Origin of the sequence: Streptomyces sp. ISL-87 (assembly GCF_018614095.1) — a bacterium.
Lineage (GTDB): Bacteria > Actinomycetota > Actinomycetes > Streptomycetales > Streptomycetaceae > Streptomyces.
This window is the reverse complement of sequence record NZ_JAGGOY010000001.1, coordinates 66,158-89,006: the sequence shown is the minus strand read 5'-3', so window position 1 is coordinate 89,006 and position 22,849 is coordinate 66,158. Positions and strand designations below refer to the sequence as shown.

Here is a 22,849-nt window from a genome sequence, read left to right as displayed (position 1 = left end):
CCGCATGAGCAACGACCCCGCCGTGGAGATCCGCGGACTGGTGAAGCGGTACGGCCACAAGACAGCGGTGGACGGCCTGGACCTCACCGTCCGCAGAGCCTCGGTCACCGCGGTCCTCGGCCCAAACGGCGCGGGCAAGACCACCACGGTGGAAACCTGCGAGGGCTACCGCCGCCCCGACGCCGGAACCGTGCGTGTCCTCGGCCTCGACCCGGTCGCCCAGGCCGAGGCCCTGCGCCCGCGGATCGGCGTGATGCTCCAGTCCGGGGGGGTCTACTCCGGCGCCCGCGCCGTCGAGATGCTGCGCCACATGGCCAAGCTGTACGCCGACCCGCTCGACGTGGACTCCCTGGTGGAACGCCTCGGACTCGGCGGCTGCGGCCGCACCGCCTACCGCAGGCTCTCCGGCGGGCAGCAGCAGCGTCTCGCCCTGGCCATGGCCGTCGTCGGCCGCCCCGAGCTGGTCTTCCTCGACGAGCCGACGGCCGGGCTGGACCCGCAGGCCCGCCGCGCCACCTGGGACCTGGTACGCGAGCTGCGCGCCGACGGGGTGTCCGTAGTGCTCACCACCCACCACATGGACGAAGCCGAGCAGCTCGCCGACGAGGTCGCCATCGTGGACGCCGGCAAGGTCATCGCCCACGGCACCCCCGAGCAGCTGTGCCGCGGCGGCGCGGAGAACACCCTCCGCTTCACCGGCCGCCCCTCCCTCGACCTCGCCTCGCTGCTGAAGGCACTGCCCGACGGCACCGAGGCCGCCGAGCTCAGCGCGGGCGTCTACCGGGTCACCGGTGACGTCCACCCGCAGCTGCTGGCCACCGTCGCCTCCTGGTGTGCGCAGCACGGGGTGATGCCGGACAGCCTCTCCGTCGAGCGGCACACCCTCGAAGTCGTCTTTCTCGAGCTGACCGGTAAGGAGCTGCGCGCATGAGCGCCGGTACGTTCACCCCCAGGCCGGGGGCCGCGCCCGTGTCCCGCATGATCCTCGCGCAGACGGCGCTGGAGACCCGGATGCTGCTGCGCAACGGTGAGCAGCTGTTGCTCACCGTGGTCATCCCGGCGCTGCTGCTGGTGCTGTTCTCCGCCGTGGACATCGTCGATACGGGCACCGAGAAGTCGGTGGACTTCCTCGCCCCCGGCATCCTGGCCCTCGCCGTGATGTCCACCGCCTTCACCGGCCAGGCCATCGCCACCGGCTTCGACCGCCGCTACGGGGTGCTCAAGCGGCTCGGGGCCTCCCCGCTGCCACGCTGGGCGCTCATGGCCGCCAAGACCCTGTCCGTGCTGGTCACCGAGGCGCTCCAGATCGCCCTGCTGACCGTGATCGCCTTCGCGCTGGGCTGGTCCCCGCACGGGAACCCGCTGTCGGTCGCCGCGCTGATCCTGCTGGGCACGGCCGCCTTCTCCGGGCTCGGGCTGCTGATGGCGGGCACGCTCAAGGCCGAGGCGACGCTGGCCGCCGCCAACCTGGTGTTCCTGCTGCTGCTGGTCGGGGGCGGGGTGATCGTGCCGATGGAGAAGTTCCCGGGCGCGGTGCAGTCCGTACTGGGGCTGCTGCCCATCTCGGCCCTGTCCGACGGGCTGCGCGAGGTGCTCCAGCACGGAGCTGCGCTGCCGTGGGGGGACGCGGCCGTGCTGACCTGCTGGGCGGTACTCGGGCTGGGTGCCGCGGCGCGGCTCTTCCGCTGGGATTGACTCCTCCCCCTTGCGAGGGGATTCCTGGCTCACGCTGCTCGCCCGCCCAGCCGACGGTCGAGACTCACACGATCAAAACCCACCCGGGTTGAGACCCGCCCGGTTGCACGCTGTGACGTTAGCCTTACCCCACTGTCCGTGGGGCTGAGATGACCCTTGACGGAAGCGCACCACAGACGCCGGAGGGCGGACATGGGGCAACGGGAAGCCGTTCTGCGGCTGGACGAACAGTGGGCGAGGATCCGGGCCGGGGCCGCGCACGCGGAGCCCGGGGAGAGCGACCGCCTGCTCGGTGAGCTGATCGGCGCGCTCCGCGAGCCCGCCCGTACCGACGCCGAATGCGCCGCCCGGCTGGGGCTTCGCCTGGGCGACCTCGCCGCGCGCCGGTTCGCGGCCGGGGACCGGGCGGGGGCCCTCTCCGCCATCGAGGAGGGCCTGCGGCACGCGCAGCAGGCGGCCGGGCATGCCCCGGAGTACGCCCGCTGGTACGCCCGGGGTCTGATCAACCAGGGCGTGTGGCTGGCCTGGCCGCTGAGCGACGCGTACCGGCTGCCCCGGCACCCGCTGGGCTTGGCCGCCGAGGAGGGTCCGAGCGCCATGGAGCGGGCCGCCGGCGAGCGCGCCCGTGACGCGACGCGTGCCGCCGTCGCGCTCTGGGAGTCCCTGGACCAGAACGATCCGGTCAACCGGCGGGGCCTCGCGCAGGCCAAGGTCTTCCTCGGGGACCGGCTGGCGGAGCTGGGCTTCGTGGCGGACGCGGTGGCCTGGGCGGTGGACGCGGAGTCCGGCTTCCGGCAGCTGCTGCTCGCGCACCCGGGTTCCGAGGAGGCTATGGAGGCGGAGGACGCCCTCGACCACATCGGCCGCCAGCTGGAACTGCGGCTGCGCTTCCTCGACTTCGACTCCCTGGTCGCGCTGCGCGCCGAGGGGCTGCTGCCCGAACGGCTGCTGCCGCAGGCCGTGGTGGCCGCCCGGATCCGGGGGGTGCCGGTGCCCGGGATCGCCGCCCGGCTCCACCTCGGCGCCGACCAGGTGACCACGATGCTGGACGTGACGTCCTGGCTCGCGGTGTGGCGCATCGACGTACGGGGTGCTGACGGACTGTGGAACGCACTCGAACATCCCTGGCACAGCGCGGCAGAAGTGCGAAATGGTTCAGCGGCGGACGTAGCGGGCGAATTGGCCAAGGGGTTCCAGGAGTCCGCGGACTACCCCGGCGAGGGCGGCTATTGGCGCATCCGCGTCTGGTGGCAGGAGGAGGGCGATCCCGCCGCGGCCGCGTTCCGCCAGATCATCGGCCCCGACTCGGCCGCTGCCACCCCCTCGTGAAACTTTGCACAAAGCGCCGTTTACGATAGTGGCCGTGTCGAACCCCCTCGCATACATCGCCAGCCGCTGGACCCCGTCACCCCGGGCCGTCCAGCGGGCCGCGTTCGCCGCGCTCCTGATGAGCGTGGCCATCGTCGTCACCGGCGGCGCGGTGCGGCTGACCGGATCCGGTCTCGGCTGCGATACCTGGCCCAAGTGCACCGACGACAGCCTCATCGCGACGCCCGCCCAGGGCTTCCACGGCGCCATCGAGTTCGGCAACCGGATGCTGACGTACGTACTGAGCGCCGCCGTTGGCTGGGCCATCATCGCGGCCCGCTCGGCCAAGCCGTGGCGCCATCCGCTGACCAGGCTCGGCTGGCTCCAGTTCGCCATCGTGATGGCCAACGCGGTCCTCGGCGGCATCACCGTCATGACGGGCCTCAACCCGTACAGCGTGGCCGGGCACTTCCTGCTCGCCACCTCGCTGATCACCGTGACCACCGTCACCTGGCAGCGCACCCGCGAGGCCGACACCGCCCCCCGGCCGCGGGTGCCCGGCCCGGTGCGCAAGCTGTCGTGGGCGCTGCTCGCGACGACCTTCGTACTGATCGCGGCGGGCACGGTGGTCACCGGGACCGGTCCGCACGCCGGCGACCGCAGCGAGATCAAGCGGATGCCGCTCGACTGGGCCGGCACCGCCCATGTGCACGCCGTCGCCGCGTGGCTGGCGTGCGCGCTCGCCGTCGCGATGTGGCTGGTGCTGCGGGTGGTGGACGCCCCCGTCGACACCCGGGCGCGCGCCCGGGACCTGCTGATCGTGCTGCTCGCGCAGGGCGCCATCGGCTACGTCCAGTTCTTCACCGAGCTGCCCGAGGCCCTGGTCGCGGCGCACATGCTCGGCTCCTGCCTGGTGTGGATCAGCGTGCTCCGCGTGGCGCTGAGCCTGCGCGAGCGGTCGGCGGACCGGGCGGACATCCCGGCCCAGGGCGACGCGCAGCTCACCTCGGCCTGAGGGCCGCGCCGGGCTGGGGGCGCCTCAGAACCCCCTCAGCCGCGCTACCTCCCTCAGCCGCACTCGTCGAGCCGGTAGACGCGGCGGGCATTGCCCGCCGCGATCATCGCCGCCACCCGTTCCGCGTCCCGCCAGTACCAGGCCCCGTCGGTGACCCAGCCGCCCAGCACCCGGCCCAGCGCCTCCCGGAACGCCAGGGCGCCCACCGCGTGCAGCTCGGGCAGCCGCCGGCCCCCGCTGGAGAACATCAGCTTCCCGAACGGCGCGAGCTCCAGCAGTTCGGCCAGCACCCCGGCCGCCCGCGCCCCGGTGTGCGAAAGGGCCTGCCCGAGATCGGCGTGGACGTGCGGGAACGCCGCGGCCAGCCGCGCCGCGTGCCGGTGGTACGGGTACCCGCCGAGCAGCACCAGCTGTGTCCCCAGCCCCTCGGTGGCCCGTACGAAATCCGTCAGCAGTGCCGGGTCGCCCCGCTCCGGCCGCGCCCCCGCGTCCTCCGCGCCCGTCTCCCCCGCACCGGTGTGCAGCTGGATCGGCAGCCCGGACGCCACCGCGCTCCACAGCAGGTGCCGCAGGAGTACGGGATCCCGTAGGGCCGCCCCCTTGGCCCGCCGGGCCAGCCACCGCCCGGCCGCCCCGCGCACCTCGCCGGGACCGGGCGGCTCGGGCGCGAACGCCAGGGCCGCGGGATATTCCGCGTCGGCGCCGCAGGTGAAGGCCACCGCCCCGGCGGCGGCGTGGTGGACGGCCCCGGCCAGGTTGGCGAGGAAGGCGGCCACGGTCCCGGAGGTGTCCGCGACCTGCTCGGCCAGCAACTCCAGCCGTACGAGCTCGTGCGCCTCGGCGTCCCCGGCGAGGGCCAGCTCCTTGGGCCCCGCGAGGTCGCCGGGTTCCCCGGTGTCGACCAGATAGGCGGCGATCCCGGAGCCGCGCAGCAGCCGTCGGCCGGACTCGACCACGCCGAGCTCGCGCCGCCGGGCCAGATATCGGGCGGGCGCGCAGTGGGGCTCCAGCCCCAGCAGCGGCGGGCACCAGCGGCGCACGGCGAAGCCGGTCTGGGTGTCGAAGAAGGTGGTCCCCGCGGCGGGCGTACCGGCCGCGGGGGTGAGCTGGGCCTCGAAGGTCGCGAGTCCCAGCTCCGTACGGAGCACTCCGTGGCAGTACTGGTCCACCAGGGGCGGCGTTTCGATCATCCGGGCATCCCGTTGCGGACGTGAGGAAGGGGCTTCCACACGTCTTAACGGGTGAGCGGGGTGTGAGGTGTTGCTCGCGCTGTTGACCGAGCGCCGACGGAGGGCTGGTTCAGGCCGCGGGGTTCGCGGTTCCGCCGAGCTGGATGCCCGCCATGCGGGTCCACTCGTAGGGCCCGGTGCGCACGCGGGCCGCCAGGTCCCCGTCGAAGTCCTCGTGGAGGGTGAGCCCGGCCTTCTCCGCGGCCAGCTGCGCGGTCGCGTAGGTCGGGGCCACCAGGTCTCCCCAGGCGCCGTCGGTGCCGACGAGCACGATCCGGGTGCCGGACTGGCCGATGTGCGCCAGCTGTCCCTCGACGCCGCCGTGCTCCTTGGCGAACGCGCCGATCTGCCTGGCCAGCTTCGCTGCCGTGCGGTCCTGCTTCTTGGCCGCGGCGCCTGCGGTGTCCTCGGTGCCTGCGGTGTCTGCCGTGGTGTCTGCCATGAAAGGAATGCTACCGGCGAGTAATCAACGGAGGAAGGGATCCACGGCCACGGCCACGAAGAGGAGCGACACATAGGTGATGGACCAGTGGAACAGCCGCATCTCCTTGAGCTTCGCGCCCGTCACGCCGGCCTTGGCCCGCGCGTTCAGCGCGTGCGCCTCCCACAGCCACCAGCCGCCCGCCACGAGCGCGACCGCGGTGTAGAACCAGCCGGTGTACCCCAGCGGGGTCAGCAGCAGCGAGACCACCACCATCACCCAGCTGTAGAGGACGATCTGGCGCGCCACGACCTTGTTGCCGGCCACGACGGGCAGCATCGGCACGCCGACACGCGCGTAGTCGTCCTTCACCTTCATCGACAGCGGCCAGTAGTGCGGCGGCGTCCAGAAGAAGATGACGAGGAAGAGGATGACCGCGGCCCAGGAGACCTCGTTCTTCACCGCCGACCAGCCGATGAGCACCGGCATGCAGCCCGCGATACCGCCCCAGACGATGTTCTGCGCGGTGCGCCGCTTCAGCAGCATCGTGTAGACCACGACGTAGAAGAGGAGCGCGCCGAGCGCGAGGGCGGCCGACAGCCAGTTGACCAGCAGCCCGAAGAACAGGGTGGAGACCACGGCGAGGGTGATGCCGAAGGCCAGGCATTCGCGCGGGCTGACCATGCCGGTCACCAGCGGCCGCTGCGAAGTCCGGTCCATCAGCGCGTCGATGTCGCGGTCGATGTACATGTTCAGCGCGTTGGCGCCGCCTGCGGACAGGTAGCCGCCGAAGCAGGTCGCGAGGACCAGCCACAGCGAGGGCACACCCTGCTCGGCGAGGAACATCACCGGCACTGTGGTGATCAGCAGAAGTTCGATGATCCGCGGCTTGGTCAAAGCTACGAAAGCCATGACCCGGGCCCCGAACGGCCGGCGACCGGGGCTCGTCCCGAGTACCCCCGCTGGACGGGATTCGACGGCCGTCACGCACACCCCTGAGAGAGAATCCAGCAAGCTTCAGACATGAAAGTCCAGTAAAGGCTTGCGCGTACCACGCCACTGTAGACGTTGCCCATACGTGGCCCCGCGCGGGGGTCGCCTCGCGTTGGGCCGATCGGTGGCCGGGCGGCCGGGCGGCGACAGGTGAGAGGGGCAAAGCCCGTATGAGCACTGGCAAGCAACCTCATGAAGCACGACGCGGACTCGAATAGCCGCACGCCCTCGCGGGGGTAGGCTCGGAATCGCGCCGGTGCACCGTTCGTCACCGGGAAACGACATGTGGAGAGGAGCCCTGACCCACGGTGAGCACCAAGCCGACGACCACAGAGCTCGAGTGGACCGAACTGGACCAGCGGGCCGTCGACACGGCCCGCGTCCTGGCCGCGGACGCGGTCCAGAAGGTCGGAAACGGCCACCCCGGTACGGCGATGAGCCTGGCCCCCGCCGCGTACACCCTGTTCCAGAAGGTGATGCGGCACGACCCGGCGGACCCCGAGTGGGTTGGCCGCGACCGTTTCGTGCTCTCCGCGGGGCACTCGTCCCTGACCCTGTACACCCAGCTCTACCTGGGCGGGTTCGGCCTGGAGCTGGACGACCTCAAGGCGTTCCGCACCTGGGGTTCCAAGACCCCCGGCCACCCGGAGTACGGCCACACGGCCGGCGTGGAGACCACCACCGGCCCGCTCGGCCAGGGCGTCGCCAACGCGGTGGGCATGGCCATGGCCGCCCGCTACGAGCGCGGCCTGTTCGACCCGGAGGCCGCCCCGGGCACCTCCCCGTTCGACCACATGGTCTACGCGATCGCGGGCGACGGCTGCCTCCAGGAGGGCATCTCCCACGAGGCGTCCGCGCTGGCCGGCCACCAGAAGCTCGGCAACCTCGTGCTGCTGTGGGACGACAACCACATCTCCATCGAGGGTGACACCGAGACGGCCGTCTCCGAGGACACCATCAAGCGCTACGAGGCGTACGGCTGGCACGTCCAGCGCGTCGCCCAGCAGAAGAACGGCGACCTCGACCCGAAGGCCCTGTTCGAGGCCCTCCAGGCCGCCAAGGCCGAGACCGGGCGCCCGTCCTTCATCGCGGCCCGCTCGATCATCGCCTGGCCCGCCCCGCACGCCCAGGGCACCGAGGCCTCCCACGGCTCGGCCCTCGGTGACGACGAGGTCGCCGCCACCAAGCGCGTCCTCGGCTTCGACCCGGAGAAGGCCTTCGAGGTCTCCGACGAGGTCATCGCGCACACCCGCAAGGCGCTGGACCGCGGCCGCGAGGCCAAGGCCGCCTGGGAGAAGGACTTCTCCGCCTGGCGCACCGCCAACCCGGAGCGCTCCGCCGAGTTCGACCGCATCAACGCCAACGAGCTGCCCGCCGGCTGGGAGGACAAGCTCCCCGTCTTCGAGCCCGGCAAGGGCGTCGCCACCCGCGCGGCCTCCGGCAAGGTGCTTCAGGCGCTCGGCGCGGTCATCCCGGAGCTGTGGGGCGGCTCGGCCGACCTGGCCGGCTCCAACAACACCACCATCGACAAGAACTCCTCGTTCCTGCCGAAGGGCAACCCGCTGCCGGAGGCCGACCCGTACGGCCGCACCATCCACTTCGGCATCCGCGAGCACGCCATGGCCGCGGCCATGAACGGCATCGCCCTGCACGGCCACACCCGCATCTACGGCGGCACCTTCCTGGTGTTCTCCGACTACATGCGCAACGCCGTCCGCCTCTCCGCGCTGATGCACGTGCCCGTCACCTACGTGTGGACGCACGACTCCATCGGTCTCGGCGAGGACGGCCCGACCCACCAGCCGGTCGAGCACATCGCCTCGCTGCGCGCCATCCCGGGGCTGAACGTGGTCCGCCCGGCCGACGCGAACGAGACCGCCATCGCCTGGCGCGAGATCCTCAAGCGCCACACCAAGGTGTTCGGCAAGGGTGCCCCGCACGGTCTGGCGCTGACCCGCCAGGGCGTGCCGACGTACGAGCGCAACGAGAACGCCGCCAAGGGCGGTTACGTGCTGTTCGAGGCCGAAGGTGGCGACGCCCAGGTCGTCCTCATCGGCACCGGCTCAGAGGTCCAGCTCGCCGTCGCCGCCCGCGAGGCGCTTCAGGCCGAGGGCATCCCGGCCCGCGTGGTCTCGATGCCGTCCGTCGAGTGGTTCGAGGAGCAGGACCAGGCGTACAAGGACAGCGTCCTGCCGCCGTCCGTCAAGGCGCGCGTCGCGGTCGAGGCCGGCATCGGCCTGACCTGGCACCGCTACGTCGGCGACGCCGGCCGGATCGTCTCGCTGGAGCACTTCGGTGCCTCGGCCGACGGCGCCGTGCTGTACCGCGAGTTCGGCCTCACCGGCGAGGCCGTGACCGCCGCCGCCAAGGCCAGCATCGATTCAGTACGCCTCGCCGCCGCCGCGCGCTGACGGCGTCACAAGAACCAGTAGGAGATGCATTCCTCATGACAGACGCACTCAAGCGCCTCTCCGACGAGGGCGTGGCGATCTGGCTGGACGACCTGTCCCGCAAGCGCATCACGTCCGGCAACCTCGCCGAGCTGATCGACCAGCAGCACGTGGTCGGTGTCACCACCAACCCGTCGATCTTCCAGAAGGCGATCAGCAGCGGTGACGGCTACGAGCAGCAGCTCGCCGACCTCGCCGCCCGCAAGGTCACCGTCGACGAGGCCATCCGCATGATCACGACGGCGGACGTCCGCGACGCCGCCGACATCCTGCGGCCGGTCTACGACGCCACCGAGGGCCAGGACGGCCGCGTGTCGATCGAGGTCGACCCGCGCCTGGCGCACAACACCACGGCGACCATCGCCGAGGCCAAGCAGCTCGCATGGCTGGTGGACCGCCCGAACACGCTCATCAAGATCCCGGCGACCAAGGCCGGCCTGCCGGCGATCACCGAGGTCATCGGCAAGGGCATCAGCGTCAACGTCACGCTGATCTTCTCGCTGGAGCGCTACCGCGCGGTCATGGACGCGTACCTGGCAGGTCTGGAGAAGGCGAAGGCCGCGGGCCTGGACCTCTCCAAGATCCACTCGGTCGCCTCCTTCTTCGTGTCCCGCGTGGACTCGGAGATCGACAAGCGCCTGGACGGCATCGGCACCGACGAGGCCAAGGCCCTGAAGGGCAAGGCGGCCCTCGCCAACGCCCGTCTGGCCTACGAGGCCTACGAAGAGGTGTTCGGCAGCGAGCGCTGGGCCGCCCTGGACAAGGCGCAGGCCAACAAGCAGCGTCCGCTGTGGGCCTCGACCGGCGTCAAGGACCCGGCGTACAAGGACACCCTGTACGTGGTGGACCTGGTCGCCCCCGGCACGGTCAACACGATGCCGGAGGCCACCCTGGAGGCCACCGCCGACCACGGCGAGGTCGCAGGCGACACCATTCGCGGCACCTACGAGCAGTCGCGTGACGAGCTCGACGCGGTCGCGAAGCTCGGCATCTCATACGACGATGTCGTTCAGCTGCTTGAGGACGAAGGCGTCGAGAAGTTCGCGGCGTCCTGGAACGACCTTCTGAAGTCGACCGAGGCGGAGCTTTCGCGCCTCGCCCCCACGGAGGCCTGAACACCTTGTCTGTAAACGGAGCGAACCCGCTTCGTGACGCACAGGACCGGCGGCTCCCGCGCATCGCGGGGCCGTCCGGCCTGGTCATTTTCGGCGTTACGGGTGACCTGTCGCGCAAGAAGCTGATGCCTGCCGTCTACGACCTGGCCAACCGCGGTCTTCTCCCGCCGGGCTTCTCGCTCATCGGGTTCGCCCGCCGCGAGTGGGAGCACGAGGACTTCGCCCAGGAGGTGTACGAGGCCGTCAAGGAGCACTCGCGCACGCCGTTCCGTGAGGAGGTCTGGCAGCAGCTGGTGCAGGGCTGCCGGTTCGTGCAGGGCGACTTCGACGACGACGCGGCCTTCGAGACCCTGAAGGCGACGATCGAGGAACTCGACAAGGCCCAGGGCACGGGCGGCAACTTCGCCTTCTACCTGTCGGTCCCGCCGAAGTTCTTCCCCAAGGTGGTCCAGCAGCTCAAGGACCACGGCCTGGCACAGAAGGAGGGCTCCTGGCGGCGCGCCGTCATCGAGAAGCCCTTCGGCCACAACCTGAAGAGCGCCGAGGAGCTCAACAAGGTCGTCCACGAGGTCTTTCCCCGTGATGAGGTCTTCCGGATCGACCACTACCTCGGCAAGGAGACCGTCCAGAACATCCTGGCGCTCCGCTTCGCCAACACGATGTTCGAGCCGATCTGGAACCGCTCGTACGTCGACCACGTGCAGATCACCATGGCCGAGGACATCGGCATCGGCGGCCGGGCCGGCTACTACGACGGCATCGGCGCGGCCCGCGACGTCATCCAGAACCACCTCCTCCAGCTGCTCGCGCTGACGGCGATGGAGGAGCCCGGCACCTTCCACCCCAAGGCGCTGGTGGCCGAGAAGCTCAAGGTGCTGACCGCCGTGGAGCTGCCCGAGGACCTGGGCAAGCACACCGTGCGCGGCCAGTACTCGGCGGCGTGGCAGGGCGGCGAGAAGGTCGTCGGGTACCTCGAAGAGGACGGTATCGACCCCAAGTCGAAGACCGACACCTACGCGGCCATCCGCCTGGAGATCAACAACCGCCGCTGGGCGGGCGTCCCGTTCTACCTGCGGACCGGCAAGCGCCTGGGCCGCCGGGTGACCGAGATCGCGGTGGTCTTCAAGCGGGCCCCGTACCTCCCGTTCGAATCGGGCGCGACCGAGGAGCTGGGGCAGAACGCCCTGGTCATCCGGGTCCAGCCGGACGAGGGCGTGACGGTCCGCTTCGGCTCCAAGGTGCCGGGCACCTCCATGGAGGTCCGGGACGTCACGATGGACTTCGCCTACGGCGAGTCCTTCACCGAGTCCAGCCCCGAGGCGTACGAGCGGCTGATCCTCGACGTGCTCCTCGGCGACGCGAACCTCTTCCCGCGTCACCAGGAAGTCGAACTGTCCTGGAACATCCTCGACCCGATCGAGGAGTACTGGGACAAGCACGGCAAGCCCGCGCAGTACCAGGCGGGCACCTGGGGGCCGGTCGAGGCGGACGAGATGCTCGCACGAGACGGACGGAGCTGGCGCCGGCCATGAAGATCGATCTCACGGAGACCACCTCCAGCAAGATCAACGCCGCGTTGGTGCAGGCGCGCCGGGACATCGGCACACCTGCCATCGGCATGGTCCTCACGCTGGTGATCGTGACCGACGAGGAGAACGCGTACGACGCGCTCAAGTCGGCGAACGACGCCTCCCACGAGCACCCCTCGCGGATCATCGTCGTCGTCAAGCGGGTCAGCCGCTCGCCGCGCAGCCGCCGTGAGGCCCGCCTCGACGCGGAAGTCCGCGTCGGGACGGACTCGGGCACCGGCGAGACGATCGTGCTCCGTCTGCACGGCGAACTGGTCAACCACGCCCAGTCGGTGGTTCTCCCCCTCCTGCTGCCGGACGCGCCGGTCGTCGTGTGGTGGCCGGAGGGTGCTCCGACGGACCTGGCGGGCGATCCGCTGGGTTCGCTGGGGCAGCGCCGGATCACGGACACGTACTCCTGCGAGGACCCGACCGGCAAGCTCGGCTCGCGCGCCGCGGCGTACGCGCCCGGGGACACGGACCTGTCCTGGACCCGGATCACCCCGTGGCGCTCCATGCTGGCGGCGGCGCTGGACCAGCAGGCCCTGCAGGTCGTCTCGGCGATCGTCGAGGGCGAGGACGACAACCCGAGCTGCGAGCTGCTGGCCATGTGGCTGGCGGACCGCCTTCGGGTTCCCGTCCGGCGCACCGTGTCGGCGGGTCCCGGTCTGACGGCGGTCCGGCTGACGACCAAGGACGGCGAGATCGTCCTGGACCGCGCGGACGGGTCGCTGGCCACGCTGTGCATGCCGGGTCAGCCCGACCGTGCGGTGGCGCTCAAGCGCCGCGACACGGCCGAACTGCTGGCGGAGGAGCTGCGCCGGCTGGACCCGGACAACACGTACGAGTCCTCGCTGAAGTTCGGCGTGGCGAAGCTGGAGTCGGCGCAGCCGGCCCCGGCGGTCGATCCGGGCCCGGCCCCCGCAGCCGACGCCCCGGCGAAGGCCACCCCCAAGCCGGCCAAGAAGGCCGCTGCCAAGTAACCCTCAACGCCGGCGAGGCTGGACGGTGCCGCTGCGCGGCACCATCCGGCCCGTCCGGCGTTTTCGCATCCACACCCACAGGATTACTACCGAGAAGGCGGCGAAGCCATGGGAATGACGACTCCTCAGGTCGTCGTCCACCGCGACAAGGAACTGATGGCGCAGGCCGCCGCGGCCCGGCTCATCACAAAGATCGTGGACGCGCAGGCCGCCCGCGGCAGCGCCTCCGTGGTCCTCACCGGCGGCCGCAACGGCAACGGGCTGCTCGCCGCCCTCGCCGCCGCCCCCGCGCGGGACGCGATCGACTGGGCGCGCCTCGACCTCTGGTGGGGTGACGAGCGGTACATCCCCGCCGACGACCCCGAGCGCAACCACACCCAGGCCCGCGAGGCCCTCCTGGACTCCGTCCCGGTGGACCCGGCGCGGGTCCACGTGATGCCGGCCTCGGACGGCCCGTACGGGAACGACGTGGACGCGGCCGCGGCGGCCTACGCGGAGGAGCTCCGCAAGGCCTCCGGCCCCGAGGACCACGGGCCGGTCCCCCAATTCGACGTGCTGATGCTGGGCGTCGGCCCGGACACCCACGTGGCGTCCCTCTTCCCGGAGCACCCGGCGTCCCGCGAGTCGGAGCGCACGGTGGTCGGGGTGCACGGTGCGCCGAAGCCGCCGCCCACCCGGGTCTCGCTGACGTTCCCGGCGATCCGGGCGGCCCGCGAGGTCTGGCTCCTGGCGGCGGGCGAGGACAAGGCCGCCGCGGTGGCCATCGCCCTCGGCGGCGCGGGCAGTGTCCAGGCCCCGGCGGCGGCCGCGTACGGCCGCTCGCGCACGCTGTGGCTGCTGGACCGCGCCGCGGCGGCCAAGCTCCCGACGGCCCTGTACCCCCAGCCCGCTTCCTGAGCGGGTTCCCGGGGCCGAGGTACGCGGGTCCGGGGGCAGCACGCCCCCGGACCCCGTCAGGTCACCGGGCCCGTCAGGTCACCGCCCCCGGAGCTCCCGGTACGTGGCCACCAGCGCGCGCGTCGACGCGTCCAGGCCCTGGACGTCCGCGCCCTCCGTCAGCGCCGGCTCGACCCGCTTGGCGAGGACCTTCCCCAGCTCCACACCCCACTGGTCGAACGAGTCGATGTTCCACACCGCGCCCTGCACGAACACCTTGTGCTCGTACAGCGCGATCAGCTGGCCCAGCACCGAAGGGGTCAGTTCCGGGGCCAGGATCGTGGTCGTCGGGTGGTTCCCGCGGAAGGTCTTGTGCGGGACCAGGGACTCGTCCGCGCCCTCCGCCCGCACCTCGTCCGGCGTCTTGCCGAAGGCCAGGGCCTGCGTCTGCGCGAAGAAGTTCGCCATGAGCAGGTCGTGCTGGGCCTCCAGCTCCGGCGCCAGCTCGGCCACCGGCCGCGCGAAGCCGATGAAGTCCGCGGGGATCATCCGCGTCCCCTGGTGGATCAACTGGTAGTACGCGTGCTGCCCGTTGGTGCCCGGCGTACCCCACACCACCGGACCGGTCTGCCAGTCAACCGGCTTGCCCTCCCGGTCCACGGACTTGCCGTTGGACTCCATGTCCAGCTGCTGCAAGTAGGCCGTGAACCTCGAGAGGTAGTGGCTGTAAGGCAGCACGGCGTGCGACTGCGCGTCGAAGAACCCCCCGTACCAGATGCCCAACAGGCCCATGAGCAGCGGCGCGTTCTCCTGCGGCGGCGCCGTCCGGAAGTGCCGGTCCATCAGCTCGAAGCCGCCCAGCAGTTCCCGGAAGGCGTCGGGGCCGATCGCGATCATCAGCGAGAGCCCGATGGCCGAGTCCATGGAGTAGCGTCCGCCGACCCAGTCCCAGAACCCGAACATGTTGGCCGGATCGATGCCGAAAGCGGTCACCTTCTCCGCGTTGGTCGACAGCGCCACGAAGTGCCGTGCCACGGCCGCCCGGTCTCCGCCGAGGCCGGCCAGCAGCCAGTCGCGCGCCGAGGTGGCGTTGGTGATGGTCTCGATCGTCGTGAAGGTCTTCGACGCGATGATGAACAGCGTCTCGGCCGGGTCCATGTCCCGCACCGCCTCGTGCAGGTCCGCGCCGTCCACGTTGGACACGAAACGCAGCGTCAGACCCCGGTCGGTGAAGGCGCGCAGCGCCTCGTACGCCATCGCCGGGCCCAGATCGGAGCCTCCGATGCCGATGTTGACGACGTTCTTGATGCGCTTGCCGGTGAAGCCGGTCCACTTGCCCGACCTGACCTGCTCGGAGAAGGCCGCCATCTTGTCCAGGACGGCGTGCACGCCGGGGACGACGTTCTCGCCGTCCACCTCGACGACCGCGTCCTTCGGCGCGCGCAGGGCGGTGTGCAGGACCGCCCGGCCCTCGGTCGTGTTGATCTTCTCTCCGCGGAACATGGCCTCGCGCAGTTCGGCGACGCCCGTCGCCGCGGCCAGTTCACGCAGAAGTGTCAGCGTCTCGTCGGTGACCAGGTGCTTCGAGTAGTCGATGTGCAGGTCGCCGACCCGCAGGGTGTAGCCGGTGCCCCGGCCCGGATTCGTCTCGAACAGTTCCCGCAGATGCGTCTGCCCCAACTCGTCCCGGTGCTTGCCGAGTGCGAGCCACTCGGGCGTCCGGTTGAGCCTCGTACGGCCGCCTGCGTTCATCTCGGACATCAACCCACTTCTTCCATCCTGTCGTGCCCCGCCGATGACCAACCTAAGGGATCGGATGCGGGACAACGCACACAAAGAGGCCCGGCCCGCAGGAGAGGATTCCTGCGGGCCGGGCCTTGTTCACACGCTCATTCGGATGTTCAGATCTCGCCGCGGAGTTTGGCGAGCGCCTCCGCGAGGATCGCCTCGCCGTCGGCGTCGGTGCGCCGCTCCCGTACGTACGCCAGGTGCGTCTTGTACGGCTCGGTGCGCGGCGGCGCGGGCGGGTTGTCCCGGTCCTGGCCGGCCGGGAACCCGCAGCGCGGGCAGTCCCAGGTGTCGGGCACCTGAGCGTCGCTGGCGAAGCTCGGCTGCGTCTCGTGCCCGTTAGAGCACCAGAAGGAGATGCGCAGGCGGGGCGCGGACTCGCCGCGCTCGGCCTCACCCATCGGCCCCGCTCCGACCCTGCTTCCACGGATCGCGTTGCCACTTGCCACGGTCGTAACTCCCTGCGTGATGGTGCCGCGGAGCATGCGTGAAATTCCGCTGAGGGCGCCCCAGTCTACGTAAGACCCAACGCACGTCCAGTGACCGGAGGGATCATCCCCGCAGGAGCGGGGAGCAGAGTTGACTCCGCGACAGGGGCGCCGGACTCATGATAGGCCGGGGGGAGCCGACCGGACGGCCGGAATGGCCAGAACCGTCAGTGGCTCGACTTCATGAGGAGGCCGAGCGCCATGATGCACGCGAACCACAGCAGGCCGATCACGACGGTGATGCGGTCCAGGTTGCGCTCCGCGACCGAGGAGCCGCCGACGGACGACTGCATGCCGCCGCCGAACATGTCGGAAAGGCCGCCGCCCTTGCCCTTGTGCATCAGCACGAGCAGCATCAGCAGGGCGCTGAAGACGATCAGGGCGATCGAGAACCCCATAATCACGGCTGATTCCTACTTTCTGGCTTTTCCGGGTGTGCGCGGGGGCCAGTGGCTGGTGGTTCAGCCTCCTGGCCCCCGCAAGGGTACGACGGATCCGTCCTACCGCATACTCACAGCCACTGTCACTGGTCGCGGAACCGGACGATCTTGACGAACTCGTCCACGTCCAGCGCCGCGCCGCCGACCAGGGCGCCGTCGACGTCGGGCTGGGCCATGATCGCCGCGATGTTGCCGGACTTGACCGAGCCGCCGTACTGGATGCGGACCTTGTCGGCCAGCTCCTGGGAGTACAGCTCGGCGAGGCGGCCGCGGATGGCACCGCAGACCTCCTGCGCGTCCTCGGGGGTGGCGACCTCGCCGGTCCCGATCGCCCAGACGGGCTCGTAGGCGATCACGACGGACTCGGCCTGCTCGGCCGGGATGCCCTCGAGGCCGCCGTCGACCTGGTTCAGCGTGTGCTGGACCTGCTGGCCGGCCTTGCGGACGTCCAGGCCCTCGCCGACGCAGAGGATCGGGGTGATCCCGTTCCGGAAGGCGGCCTTGACCTTGGCGTTGCAGATCTCGTCGCTCTCACCGTGGTACTGGCGGCGCTCGCTGTGGCCGACGGCCACGTACGCGCAGCGCAGCTTCGACAGCATCGGGCCGGAGATCTCACCGGTGTACGCGCCGGCGTCGTGCGCCGAGATGTCCTGGGCGCCGTACTTGATCTTCAGCTTGTCGTGTTCCACCAGGGTCTGGACCGAGCGCAGGTCGACGAAGGGCACCAGCACGGCCACCTCGACGGCGTCGTAGTCCTTGTCGGCCAGGGCGAAGGCGAGCTTCTGGGTGTGGGCGATGGCCTCAAGGTGGTTGAGGTTCATCTTCCAGTTGCCCGCCATCAGCGGAGTACGGGTGCTCATTAAGGGTCAGACCTCCAGTGCGGCGAGGCCGGGGAGCGTCTTGCCCTCGAGGTATTCGAGGGAGGCGCCGCCACCGGTCGAGATGTGGCCGAAGGCGTTCTCGTCGAAGCCGAGCGTGCGCACGGCCGCGGCGGAGTCGCCGCCGCCGACCACGGTGAACGCGTCGCTGTCGACGAGGGCCTGCGCGATCGCGCGGGTGCCTCCGGAGTAATCGGGGTGCTCGAAGACGCCCACGGGACCGTTCCAGAACACGGTCTCCGCGTCGGCGATCTTCGAGGCGTACAGCTCACGGGTCTTCGGACCGATGTCCAGACCCTCCTTGTCGGCGGGGATCTTGTCCGCGTCGACGGTGATGTACTCGGCCGGGGTCTTGCCCTTGAGGTCGGGGAAGTCCGCGGAGGCCAGGATGTCGACCGGGAGGACCAGCTCGACGCCGTTGGCCTCGGCGCGCGCCATGTACTCGTTGACGACGTCCACCTGGTCCTTCTGGAGCAGGGAGATGCCGACCTCGTAGCCCTTGGCGTACAGGAAGGTGTACGCCATGCCGCCGCCGATGAGGAGGCGGTCGGCCTTGCCGAGCAGCTGGTCGATGACGGCGAGCTTGTCGGAGACCTTGGCGCCGCCGAGGATGACCACGTAGGGGCGCTTGACCTCGGCGGTCAGCTTCTTCAGGACGCCGACCTCGGTGGCGATGAGGTAGCCGGCCGCGTTCGGGAGGCGCGCGGGCAGGTCGAAGACCGAGGCGTGCTTGCGGTGGACGGCGCCGAAGCCGTCGCCGACGTAGATGTCGGCCAGCTCGGCGAGCTGGTCCGCGAAGGCGCCGCGCTCGGCGTCCTCCTTCGAGGTCTCACCGGCGTTGAAGCGCAGGTTCTCGATGACGGCGACCTGGCCGTCGGCGAGGGCGGCGACGGTCTCCTTGGCGGAGGAGCCGACGGTGTCGGTGGCGAACGCGACGTCGACGCCGAGCAGTTCTCCGAGCCGCCCGGCGGCCGGGGCGAGCGAGAAGGCCGGGTCCGGGGCGCCCTTGGGGCGGCCGAGGTGCGAGGCGACGACCACGCGGGCGCCGGCCTCGGCGAGCTTGGCGATGGTCGGCTGGACGGCGCGGATGCGGCCGTCGTCGGTGATCTCGCCGTTCGCGAGCGGCACGTTCAGGTCGGCGCGGACGAAGACCCGCTTGCCGGACACGCCCTCGGTGAGAAGTTCGTCGATCGTCTTCATGTGTTTCTACTCCTTTTCCCCGTGCAGGGCTTCGGTCCTGCGGGGCGAGAGGGGACGAGGCAAGCAACAGGGCCCGTACAGCGCTCCATCGCGCTGACCGGACCCTGTGCTCACATCGTGGTTCCTGCAGTGGTGCTTAGAGCTGGCCGCCGACGAAGACCGTGAGGTCGACGAGGCGGTTGGAGTAGCCCCACTCGTTGTCGTACCAGCCGACGACCTTGACCTGGTTGCCCTGAGCCATGGTCAGGGAGGAGTCGAAGGTGCAGGAGGCGGGCCAGTTCACGATGTCGGAAGAGACGATCGCGTCCTCGGTGTAGTCGAGGATGCCCTTGAGCTGCCCCTCCGCGGCCTTCTGGAAGGCGGCGTTGATCTCGTCCTTGGAGACCTCGCGGTCGAGCTCCAGGACCAGGTCGGTGACCGAGCCGGTCGGGACCGGGACGCGCATGGCGATGCCGTCCAGCTTGCCCTTGAGCTGCGGGAGGACCAGAGCGGTGGCCTTGGCGGCACCGGTGGAGGTCGGGATGATGTTCTCGGCGGCGGCGCGGGCGCGGCGCAGGTCCGAGTGCGGGAAGTCGAGGATGCGCTGGTCGTTCGTGTACGCGTGGACCGTCGTCATCATGCCCTTGACGATGCCGAAGTTCTCGTCGAGAACCTTGGCCATCGGCGCCACGCAGTTGGTGGTGCAGGAGGCGTTGGAGATGACGTGGTGGTTGGCCGCGTCGTACTTGTCCTGGTTGACGCCCATCACGATGGTGATGTCCTCGTCCTTGGCCGGAGCCGAGATGAGGACCTTCTTCGCGCCCGCCGCGATGTGCTTGGCGGCGTCGGCCTTCTTCGTGAAGATGCCGGTCGACTCGATGACGATGTCGGCGCCCAGCTCGCCCCAGGGGAGGTTCGCGGGGTCGCGCTCGGCAAAGGTCTTGAAGGTGTTGCCGCCGACGGTGATGGTGTCGTCGGTGTGGCTGACCTCGGTCTTGAGGCGGCCCAGGATGGTGTCGTACTTGAGAAGGTGCACCAGGGTGGCGTTGTCAGTCAGGTCGTTGACACCGACGATCTCGATGTCCGCTCCCTGCTCCAGGAGCGCCCGAAAGTAGTTGCGGCCAATTCGGCCAAAACCGTTGATGCCTACGCGGATCGTCACGAACCGATCTCCTCGTTGGTGCGCCGGTAAGTGCGCCGGCGAGCTGTATGGGATGTCCCCGACCGCTTACGACCCTACCTCTCCGTGAGCTTCGGAGTGACATCGGCCGGGGCCTGACACACCCCGAAGCCCCATACCGGACGCTCCGGTACGGGACCTCGGGGTCCTTGTTCCCCGTCACTCAAAGTGAGCGACGGCAGAGCCGCTGATCAGCGGTTTAGCGAACGCAGCGCCTTACTGACGAGTACGGCGCGGTCCGCCGCGGCCGGCACGTGCTCCAGGCCGAAGCCGAGGAGCACGGTGTTACGCGTAGTGACGGACGCATAGGACTTGAACAGCTCCCCGGTCCGCGCCCAATCGCCTGGGACTTCCGGACTTCCGGCAGGTGAACCCTGGGCGGTCCAGGCACCCAGCGACGTCTCGAAGCCCTCCGCGGCCTGCTCGGTGCCGCCCACGGACAGTCGCGCCTCGTCCGCGAAGACACCGCGGCCGCCCGAGCCCGGGTCGGTGACGTACGAGAGCGAGACCTCCACGGACTTGCCGGCGTACGCGCTCAGGTCGAAGGAGACCTGCTTCCAGCCGCCGGAGGAGCCGGTGAAGCTGTTCCAGGAGCCGCTGGTGCCCTGCGCGGTGCAGCCGCCGCTCGCCACCGTGAGGTAGTGGCGCAGGAACGGGTGGCCGTTCACGAAGAACCCGGCCCCGCACTCCTCCGGCACGGTGGCGCTGCTCAGGCCGCCCGCCTCGGGCAGCGTGGTCCAGTCGTCGGCGCCGACGGTGTGGGACTCCAGGACCGCGTGGTCGTAGCCCTCCTCGACGTTCCAGTTGAGGGCCGTCTTGAGCTGCGGCTTGTCGGCGGCGCTGACCCCGGTGAGGTCGATGGTGCGCGTGAGGCGCTTCCAGTCGTCGTCCTCGTGCGCGGCCGAGGCCATCCCGGTGCCGGCGTAGGGGGCGTACGGGTTCACGACCCCGGCGTACTGGCCCGCCTGCGCGCTCTTGAACTGCGGGAACTGCGTGGGGGCGAGGGTCTCGGAGGTCACGGTGTAGGACCCGGGGGCGTTCAGCGGGTTGTCCGCCGCGTCGCCGAGACCGCCCTTGGCCCCGGCCAGGGTGCCCGCGCCGGTGAAGGCGGTGGCCCCGCTGACGCTCGCACGGCCGTAGGCGCCGAGGTAGTACTGGCTGAAGTCGTTGGTCACGGCGCGGCCGACCTGGGCGTTGCCGCCCGCCAGTTCACCGGCCTCGATCAGCTTGCCGCCCTCGTTGAGGAAGTCGCGCACCGCCAGCTGGGTGTCGCCGCCGGGGGTCTTGGCGCCGGTGTAGTGGACGGCCGTGCGGAAGTGGGAGAGCACCCCGAGGTGGTGGGGGACTCCCTGGGTGGCGACGTCCCAGACCGCCGCGGACTTCCCGTTGGCGCGCAGGGCGTCGACGTAGGTCCGGGCGTGCTGGGCCTTGGCGCCCTCCTCGGCGATCACCAGCACGTCCGCGCGCGGCCGCTCGGCCACCGTGTACGTGAAGTGCTCGCTGGAGACCTGTTTGCCCGAGCGGTCGCGGCCGGTGAACCAGACCTCGACCTTGTCGCCGGGCTTGGCGCCGTCGACCTTGGCGCGGTACTCGTCGAACCAGTTGTTGTCGTCGCCGCCGTAGACCTCACCGCCCTTCCAGGCCCTGAGGTCCTCGTCGTGCGTGCGGCCGCCGTTGATGCGGAAGTTGAGCTCCTTGTCCTTCAGCGCCTTGCGGGCCGTGACGGCGACCCTCTGGTCCTCGCCGCGCTCCACGTAGGAGGTGGTGAAGGGGTCCACGGTGAAGTCCGCGGCGCTCAGGCCCACGGAGGACACCGGCCGGTCCGGGTGCTCGGCGCTCTCGGCGACCGAGAGGGCGAAGGGGATGTTCTTGGTGAACTCCGCCTGGATGAGCTTCTCGTCGTCCGGGAAGTTGAAGCCGGAGGGGCAGTCCCCGGCCTTCCAGCGGTCGTTCGGATCGCTGTCCGAGGCGGTCTGGCAGGTGGTCATCTCCGGCGTGAACATCATGACGCCGTTGACGTTGCCCGCGTTCCCGTCGGCCTCGCCGTTGGTGGTGTACAGCTCGGAGGAGACCTGCGGGTAGTAACCGGGGACCGCCGAGTGCTCGGGGGTGCCGGCGAGCGCCTTGTAGGCGACGTCGTCGGGGGTGGGGGTGCCGACCTGCCAGCCCACGCCGTAGAGCAGCAGCTCGGCGGCCGAGTGGTAGTTGATGGCGTACGCGAAGCCGATGCGCTTCTCGAACCGGTCGAGGGCGACGGTCTCGGGCTCGGAGGCGGCGCTGGGGCCGCGGTAGGTCTCGCTCGACGGGTTCGGGGAGGAACCCTCGTTGTCGTAGCCCCACTTGTAGGCGAAGTTGCGGTTGGGGTCGACGCCGTCGACGGCGGTGATCTTGCCGTCCCCGTTGTTGTCGCGCATGTTCTTGCGCCACAGCCTCTGGCCGTCCGGGGCGTGCGTGTAGTCGTACCCGTCGGGGTTGGCGGAGAGCAGGAACCACAGCTCGGTGGTGTCCACCAGCTTGGTGATCCGCGCGTCCTTGCCGTAGTTGTCCAGGGTGTGGTGCATCAGCCGCCGGGTCATCTCGGGGGTGATCCACTCGCGGGCGTGCTGGTTGGACATGTAGAGCACGGACGGCTTGTCGCCGTCTTCGGTCTGCCTGGCGTTCTTGGTGACCTTGAGGGCGAGGATGTCCTTGCCCTGGACGGTCTTTCCGATGGAGACGACCTTGGTGAGGCCCGGGTTGGCCTGGGCGGTCCTGAGGATCTCCTCCTGGAGGCCGCCCTTGCCGCTGTACGGGCGGAAGACCCCGTCGCCGGCGGCCTGGGAGCGGGCCGTCGCTCTGGCGGCGGCCTTGCGCTCGGCGAGCTTGACGCCCTGGGCGGCGAGCTCCTTGGCCTGGTCGCCGGTGAGGAAGAGCTCGACCTTGGCGGTCCCGGTCGCCGGGGCGCGCTCGGAGAGTTCGTGTGAGTCCTGGCCGGCGGCGAGGACGAGCGGAACCTGTTCGCGGGTGATGTCGGCGTCGTAGACCCGTACCTCGTCGGCGCCGGAGGCGGTACCGGCGCCCGGCTGGGCCGCGGCGGGTAGCACGGTGAGTGTGGTTCCGAAGACGAGTGCGCTTGCGGCGAGGATCGATCTCGCGCGGTGCCTCATGTGCCCCCCTGGGCGTCGTCTGCCACGAAAGCGTTGGACGACAGGCTCACGATCAGCCCATGCTCATGTCAATGGGGCGTGCCGAGAAGGGCCTGCA

19 protein-coding genes are annotated in these 22,849 nt (G+C 70.4%); 9 read left to right on the top strand and 10 right to left on the bottom strand.

The features are described from left to right. Nucleotides 1-4: 4 nt before the first annotated feature. The 4 genes from J7I97_RS00400 (at nt 5) to J7I97_RS00385 (ending at nt 4,018) form a co-directional block, all read left to right on the top strand. Nucleotides 5-931, top strand: a complete 927-nt coding sequence (locus J7I97_RS00400; RefSeq protein WP_214930287.1) for an ABC transporter ATP-binding protein — start codon at nt 5-7, stop codon at nt 929-931. Continuing rightward, complete coding sequence (locus J7I97_RS00395) at nt 928-1,695, top strand: ABC transporter permease (RefSeq protein ID WP_214930286.1); 768 nt, start codon at nt 928-930, stop codon at nt 1,693-1,695. The genes J7I97_RS00400 and J7I97_RS00395 overlap by 4 nt, the downstream gene beginning before the upstream one ends. Before the next feature lie 192 nt (nt 1,696-1,887). Next, on the top strand, nt 1,888-3,024 hold the full coding sequence (locus J7I97_RS00390; RefSeq protein ID WP_214930285.1) for a hypothetical protein: 1,137 nt from the start codon (nt 1,888-1,890) through the stop codon (nt 3,022-3,024). A gap of 4 nt (nt 3,025-3,028) precedes the next feature. Beyond that, entirely contained in the window at nt 3,029-4,018 is a 990-nt protein-coding gene (locus J7I97_RS00385) for a COX15/CtaA family protein (RefSeq protein ID WP_214930284.1), read from the top strand. Between the two features lie 53 nt (nt 4,019-4,071). Here J7I97_RS00385 and J7I97_RS00380 read toward each other — a convergent pair whose 3' ends face one another. The 3 genes from J7I97_RS00380 to J7I97_RS00370 form a co-directional block, all read right to left on the bottom strand. Beyond that, on the bottom strand, nt 4,072-5,208 hold the full coding sequence (locus tag J7I97_RS00380) for an amidohydrolase family protein (RefSeq protein ID WP_214930283.1): 1,137 nt from the start codon (nt 5,206-5,208) through the stop codon (nt 4,072-4,074). 109 nt (nt 5,209-5,317) lie between these two features. Next, nucleotides 5,318-5,689, bottom strand: coding sequence for a hypothetical protein (locus J7I97_RS00375; protein WP_214930282.1), 372 nt, complete (start codon nt 5,687-5,689; stop codon nt 5,318-5,320). Nucleotides 5,690-5,713: 24 nt separating this feature from the next. After that, nucleotides 5,714-6,655 (bottom strand): heme o synthase, encoded by a 942-nt coding sequence (locus J7I97_RS00370; RefSeq protein ID WP_214930281.1) that lies wholly within the window; start codon nt 6,653-6,655, stop codon nt 5,714-5,716. Nucleotides 6,656-6,969: 314 nt separating this feature from the next. Between J7I97_RS00370 and tkt the strand changes: the two genes are divergently transcribed. The 5 genes from tkt (at nt 6,970) to pgl (ending at nt 13,674) form a co-directional block, all read left to right on the top strand. Then, the gene (gene tkt / locus J7I97_RS00365; protein ID WP_214930280.1) at nt 6,970-9,072 is read left to right on the top strand and encodes a transketolase; all 2,103 of its coding nucleotides are present in this window, start codon (nt 6,970-6,972) and stop codon (nt 9,070-9,072) included. Between the two features lie 35 nt (nt 9,073-9,107). Next, nucleotides 9,108-10,226, top strand: a complete 1,119-nt coding sequence (gene tal / locus J7I97_RS00360) for a transaldolase (RefSeq protein ID WP_214930279.1) — start codon at nt 9,108-9,110, stop codon at nt 10,224-10,226. Between the two features lie 5 nt (nt 10,227-10,231). Further along, nucleotides 10,232-11,758 carry a glucose-6-phosphate dehydrogenase gene (gene zwf / locus J7I97_RS00355; RefSeq protein ID WP_214930278.1) on the top strand — a complete coding sequence of 509 codons (1,527 nt, stop codon included), beginning with the start codon at nt 10,232-10,234 and terminating at the stop codon, nt 11,756-11,758. Next, the gene (gene opcA / locus J7I97_RS00350) at nt 11,755-12,777 is read left to right on the top strand and encodes a glucose-6-phosphate dehydrogenase assembly protein OpcA (RefSeq protein ID WP_214930277.1); all 1,023 of its coding nucleotides are present in this window, start codon (nt 11,755-11,757) and stop codon (nt 12,775-12,777) included. Before zwf ends, opcA begins: the two co-directional genes overlap by 4 nt. Nucleotides 12,778-12,891: 114 nt before the next feature. After that, nucleotides 12,892-13,674, top strand: a complete 783-nt coding sequence (gene pgl, locus J7I97_RS00345) for a 6-phosphogluconolactonase (protein WP_214930276.1) — start codon at nt 12,892-12,894, stop codon at nt 13,672-13,674. Between the two features lie 78 nt (nt 13,675-13,752). On the opposite strand, the gene pgi is transcribed toward pgl, so the two are convergent. The 7 genes from pgi to J7I97_RS00310 form a co-directional block, all read right to left on the bottom strand. Further along, on the bottom strand, nt 13,753-15,405 hold the full coding sequence (gene pgi / locus J7I97_RS00340) for a glucose-6-phosphate isomerase (RefSeq protein ID WP_214930303.1): 1,653 nt from the start codon (nt 15,403-15,405) through the stop codon (nt 13,753-13,755). A 149-nt stretch (nt 15,406-15,554) separates the two neighbouring features. Further along, the gene (locus J7I97_RS00335) at nt 15,555-15,890 is read right to left on the bottom strand and encodes an RNA polymerase-binding protein RbpA (RefSeq protein ID WP_007263454.1); all 336 of its coding nucleotides are present in this window, start codon (nt 15,888-15,890) and stop codon (nt 15,555-15,557) included. 206 nt (nt 15,891-16,096) lie between these two features. Continuing rightward, nucleotides 16,097-16,327 carry a preprotein translocase subunit SecG gene (secG, locus tag J7I97_RS00330; RefSeq protein ID WP_214930302.1) on the bottom strand — a complete coding sequence of 77 codons (231 nt, stop codon included), beginning with the start codon at nt 16,325-16,327 and terminating at the stop codon, nt 16,097-16,099. A gap of 125 nt (nt 16,328-16,452) precedes the next feature. Then, nucleotides 16,453-17,229 (bottom strand): triose-phosphate isomerase, encoded by a 777-nt coding sequence (gene tpiA, locus J7I97_RS00325; protein WP_214930275.1) that lies wholly within the window; start codon nt 17,227-17,229, stop codon nt 16,453-16,455. 6 nt (nt 17,230-17,235) lie between these two features. Further along, nucleotides 17,236-18,447 carry a phosphoglycerate kinase gene (pgk, locus tag J7I97_RS00320; protein ID WP_214930274.1) on the bottom strand — a complete coding sequence of 404 codons (1,212 nt, stop codon included), beginning with the start codon at nt 18,445-18,447 and terminating at the stop codon, nt 17,236-17,238. A gap of 136 nt (nt 18,448-18,583) precedes the next feature. After that, the gene (gene gap, locus J7I97_RS00315) at nt 18,584-19,588 is read right to left on the bottom strand and encodes a type I glyceraldehyde-3-phosphate dehydrogenase (RefSeq protein WP_214930273.1); all 1,005 of its coding nucleotides are present in this window, start codon (nt 19,586-19,588) and stop codon (nt 18,584-18,586) included. A gap of 209 nt (nt 19,589-19,797) precedes the next feature. Beyond that, the gene (locus tag J7I97_RS00310) at nt 19,798-22,752 is read right to left on the bottom strand and encodes a M14 family metallopeptidase (RefSeq protein WP_214930272.1); all 2,955 of its coding nucleotides are present in this window, start codon (nt 22,750-22,752) and stop codon (nt 19,798-19,800) included. Nucleotides 22,753-22,849 lie beyond the last annotated feature (97 nt).

What these genes read in the sequence shown, in the direction of transcription:
- tpiA (WP_214930275.1), bottom strand. Translation starts at nt 17,229, where the DNA reads ATGAGCACCCGTACTCCGCTGATGGCGGGCAACTGGAAGATGAACCTC.
- opcA (WP_214930277.1), top strand. Translation starts at nt 11,755, where the DNA reads ATGAAGATCGATCTCACGGAGACCACCTCCAGCAAGATCAACGCCGCG.
- J7I97_RS00375 (WP_214930282.1), bottom strand. Translation starts at nt 5,689, where the DNA reads ATGGCAGACACCACGGCAGACACCGCAGGCACCGAGGACACCGCAGGC.
- J7I97_RS00400 (WP_214930287.1), top strand. Translation starts at nt 5, where the DNA reads ATGAGCAACGACCCCGCCGTGGAGATCCGCGGACTGGTGAAGCGGTAC.
- pgi (WP_214930303.1), bottom strand. Translation starts at nt 15,405, where the DNA reads ATGAACGCAGGCGGCCGTACGAGGCTCAACCGGACGCCCGAGTGGCTC.
- J7I97_RS00380 (WP_214930283.1), bottom strand. Translation starts at nt 5,208, where the DNA reads ATGATCGAAACGCCGCCCCTGGTGGACCAGTACTGCCACGGAGTGCTC.
- J7I97_RS00390 (WP_214930285.1), top strand. Translation starts at nt 1,888, where the DNA reads ATGGGGCAACGGGAAGCCGTTCTGCGGCTGGACGAACAGTGGGCGAGG.
- pgl (WP_214930276.1), top strand. Translation starts at nt 12,892, where the DNA reads ATGACGACTCCTCAGGTCGTCGTCCACCGCGACAAGGAACTGATGGCG.
- secG (WP_214930302.1), bottom strand. Translation starts at nt 16,327, where the DNA reads ATGGGGTTCTCGATCGCCCTGATCGTCTTCAGCGCCCTGCTGATGCTG.
- tal (WP_214930279.1), top strand. Translation starts at nt 9,108, where the DNA reads ATGACAGACGCACTCAAGCGCCTCTCCGACGAGGGCGTGGCGATCTGG.
- pgk (WP_214930274.1), bottom strand. Translation starts at nt 18,447, where the DNA reads ATGAAGACGATCGACGAACTTCTCACCGAGGGCGTGTCCGGCAAGCGG.
- J7I97_RS00310 (WP_214930272.1), bottom strand. Translation starts at nt 22,752, where the DNA reads ATGAGGCACCGCGCGAGATCGATCCTCGCCGCAAGCGCACTCGTCTTC.
- J7I97_RS00395 (WP_214930286.1), top strand. Translation starts at nt 928, where the DNA reads ATGAGCGCCGGTACGTTCACCCCCAGGCCGGGGGCCGCGCCCGTGTCC.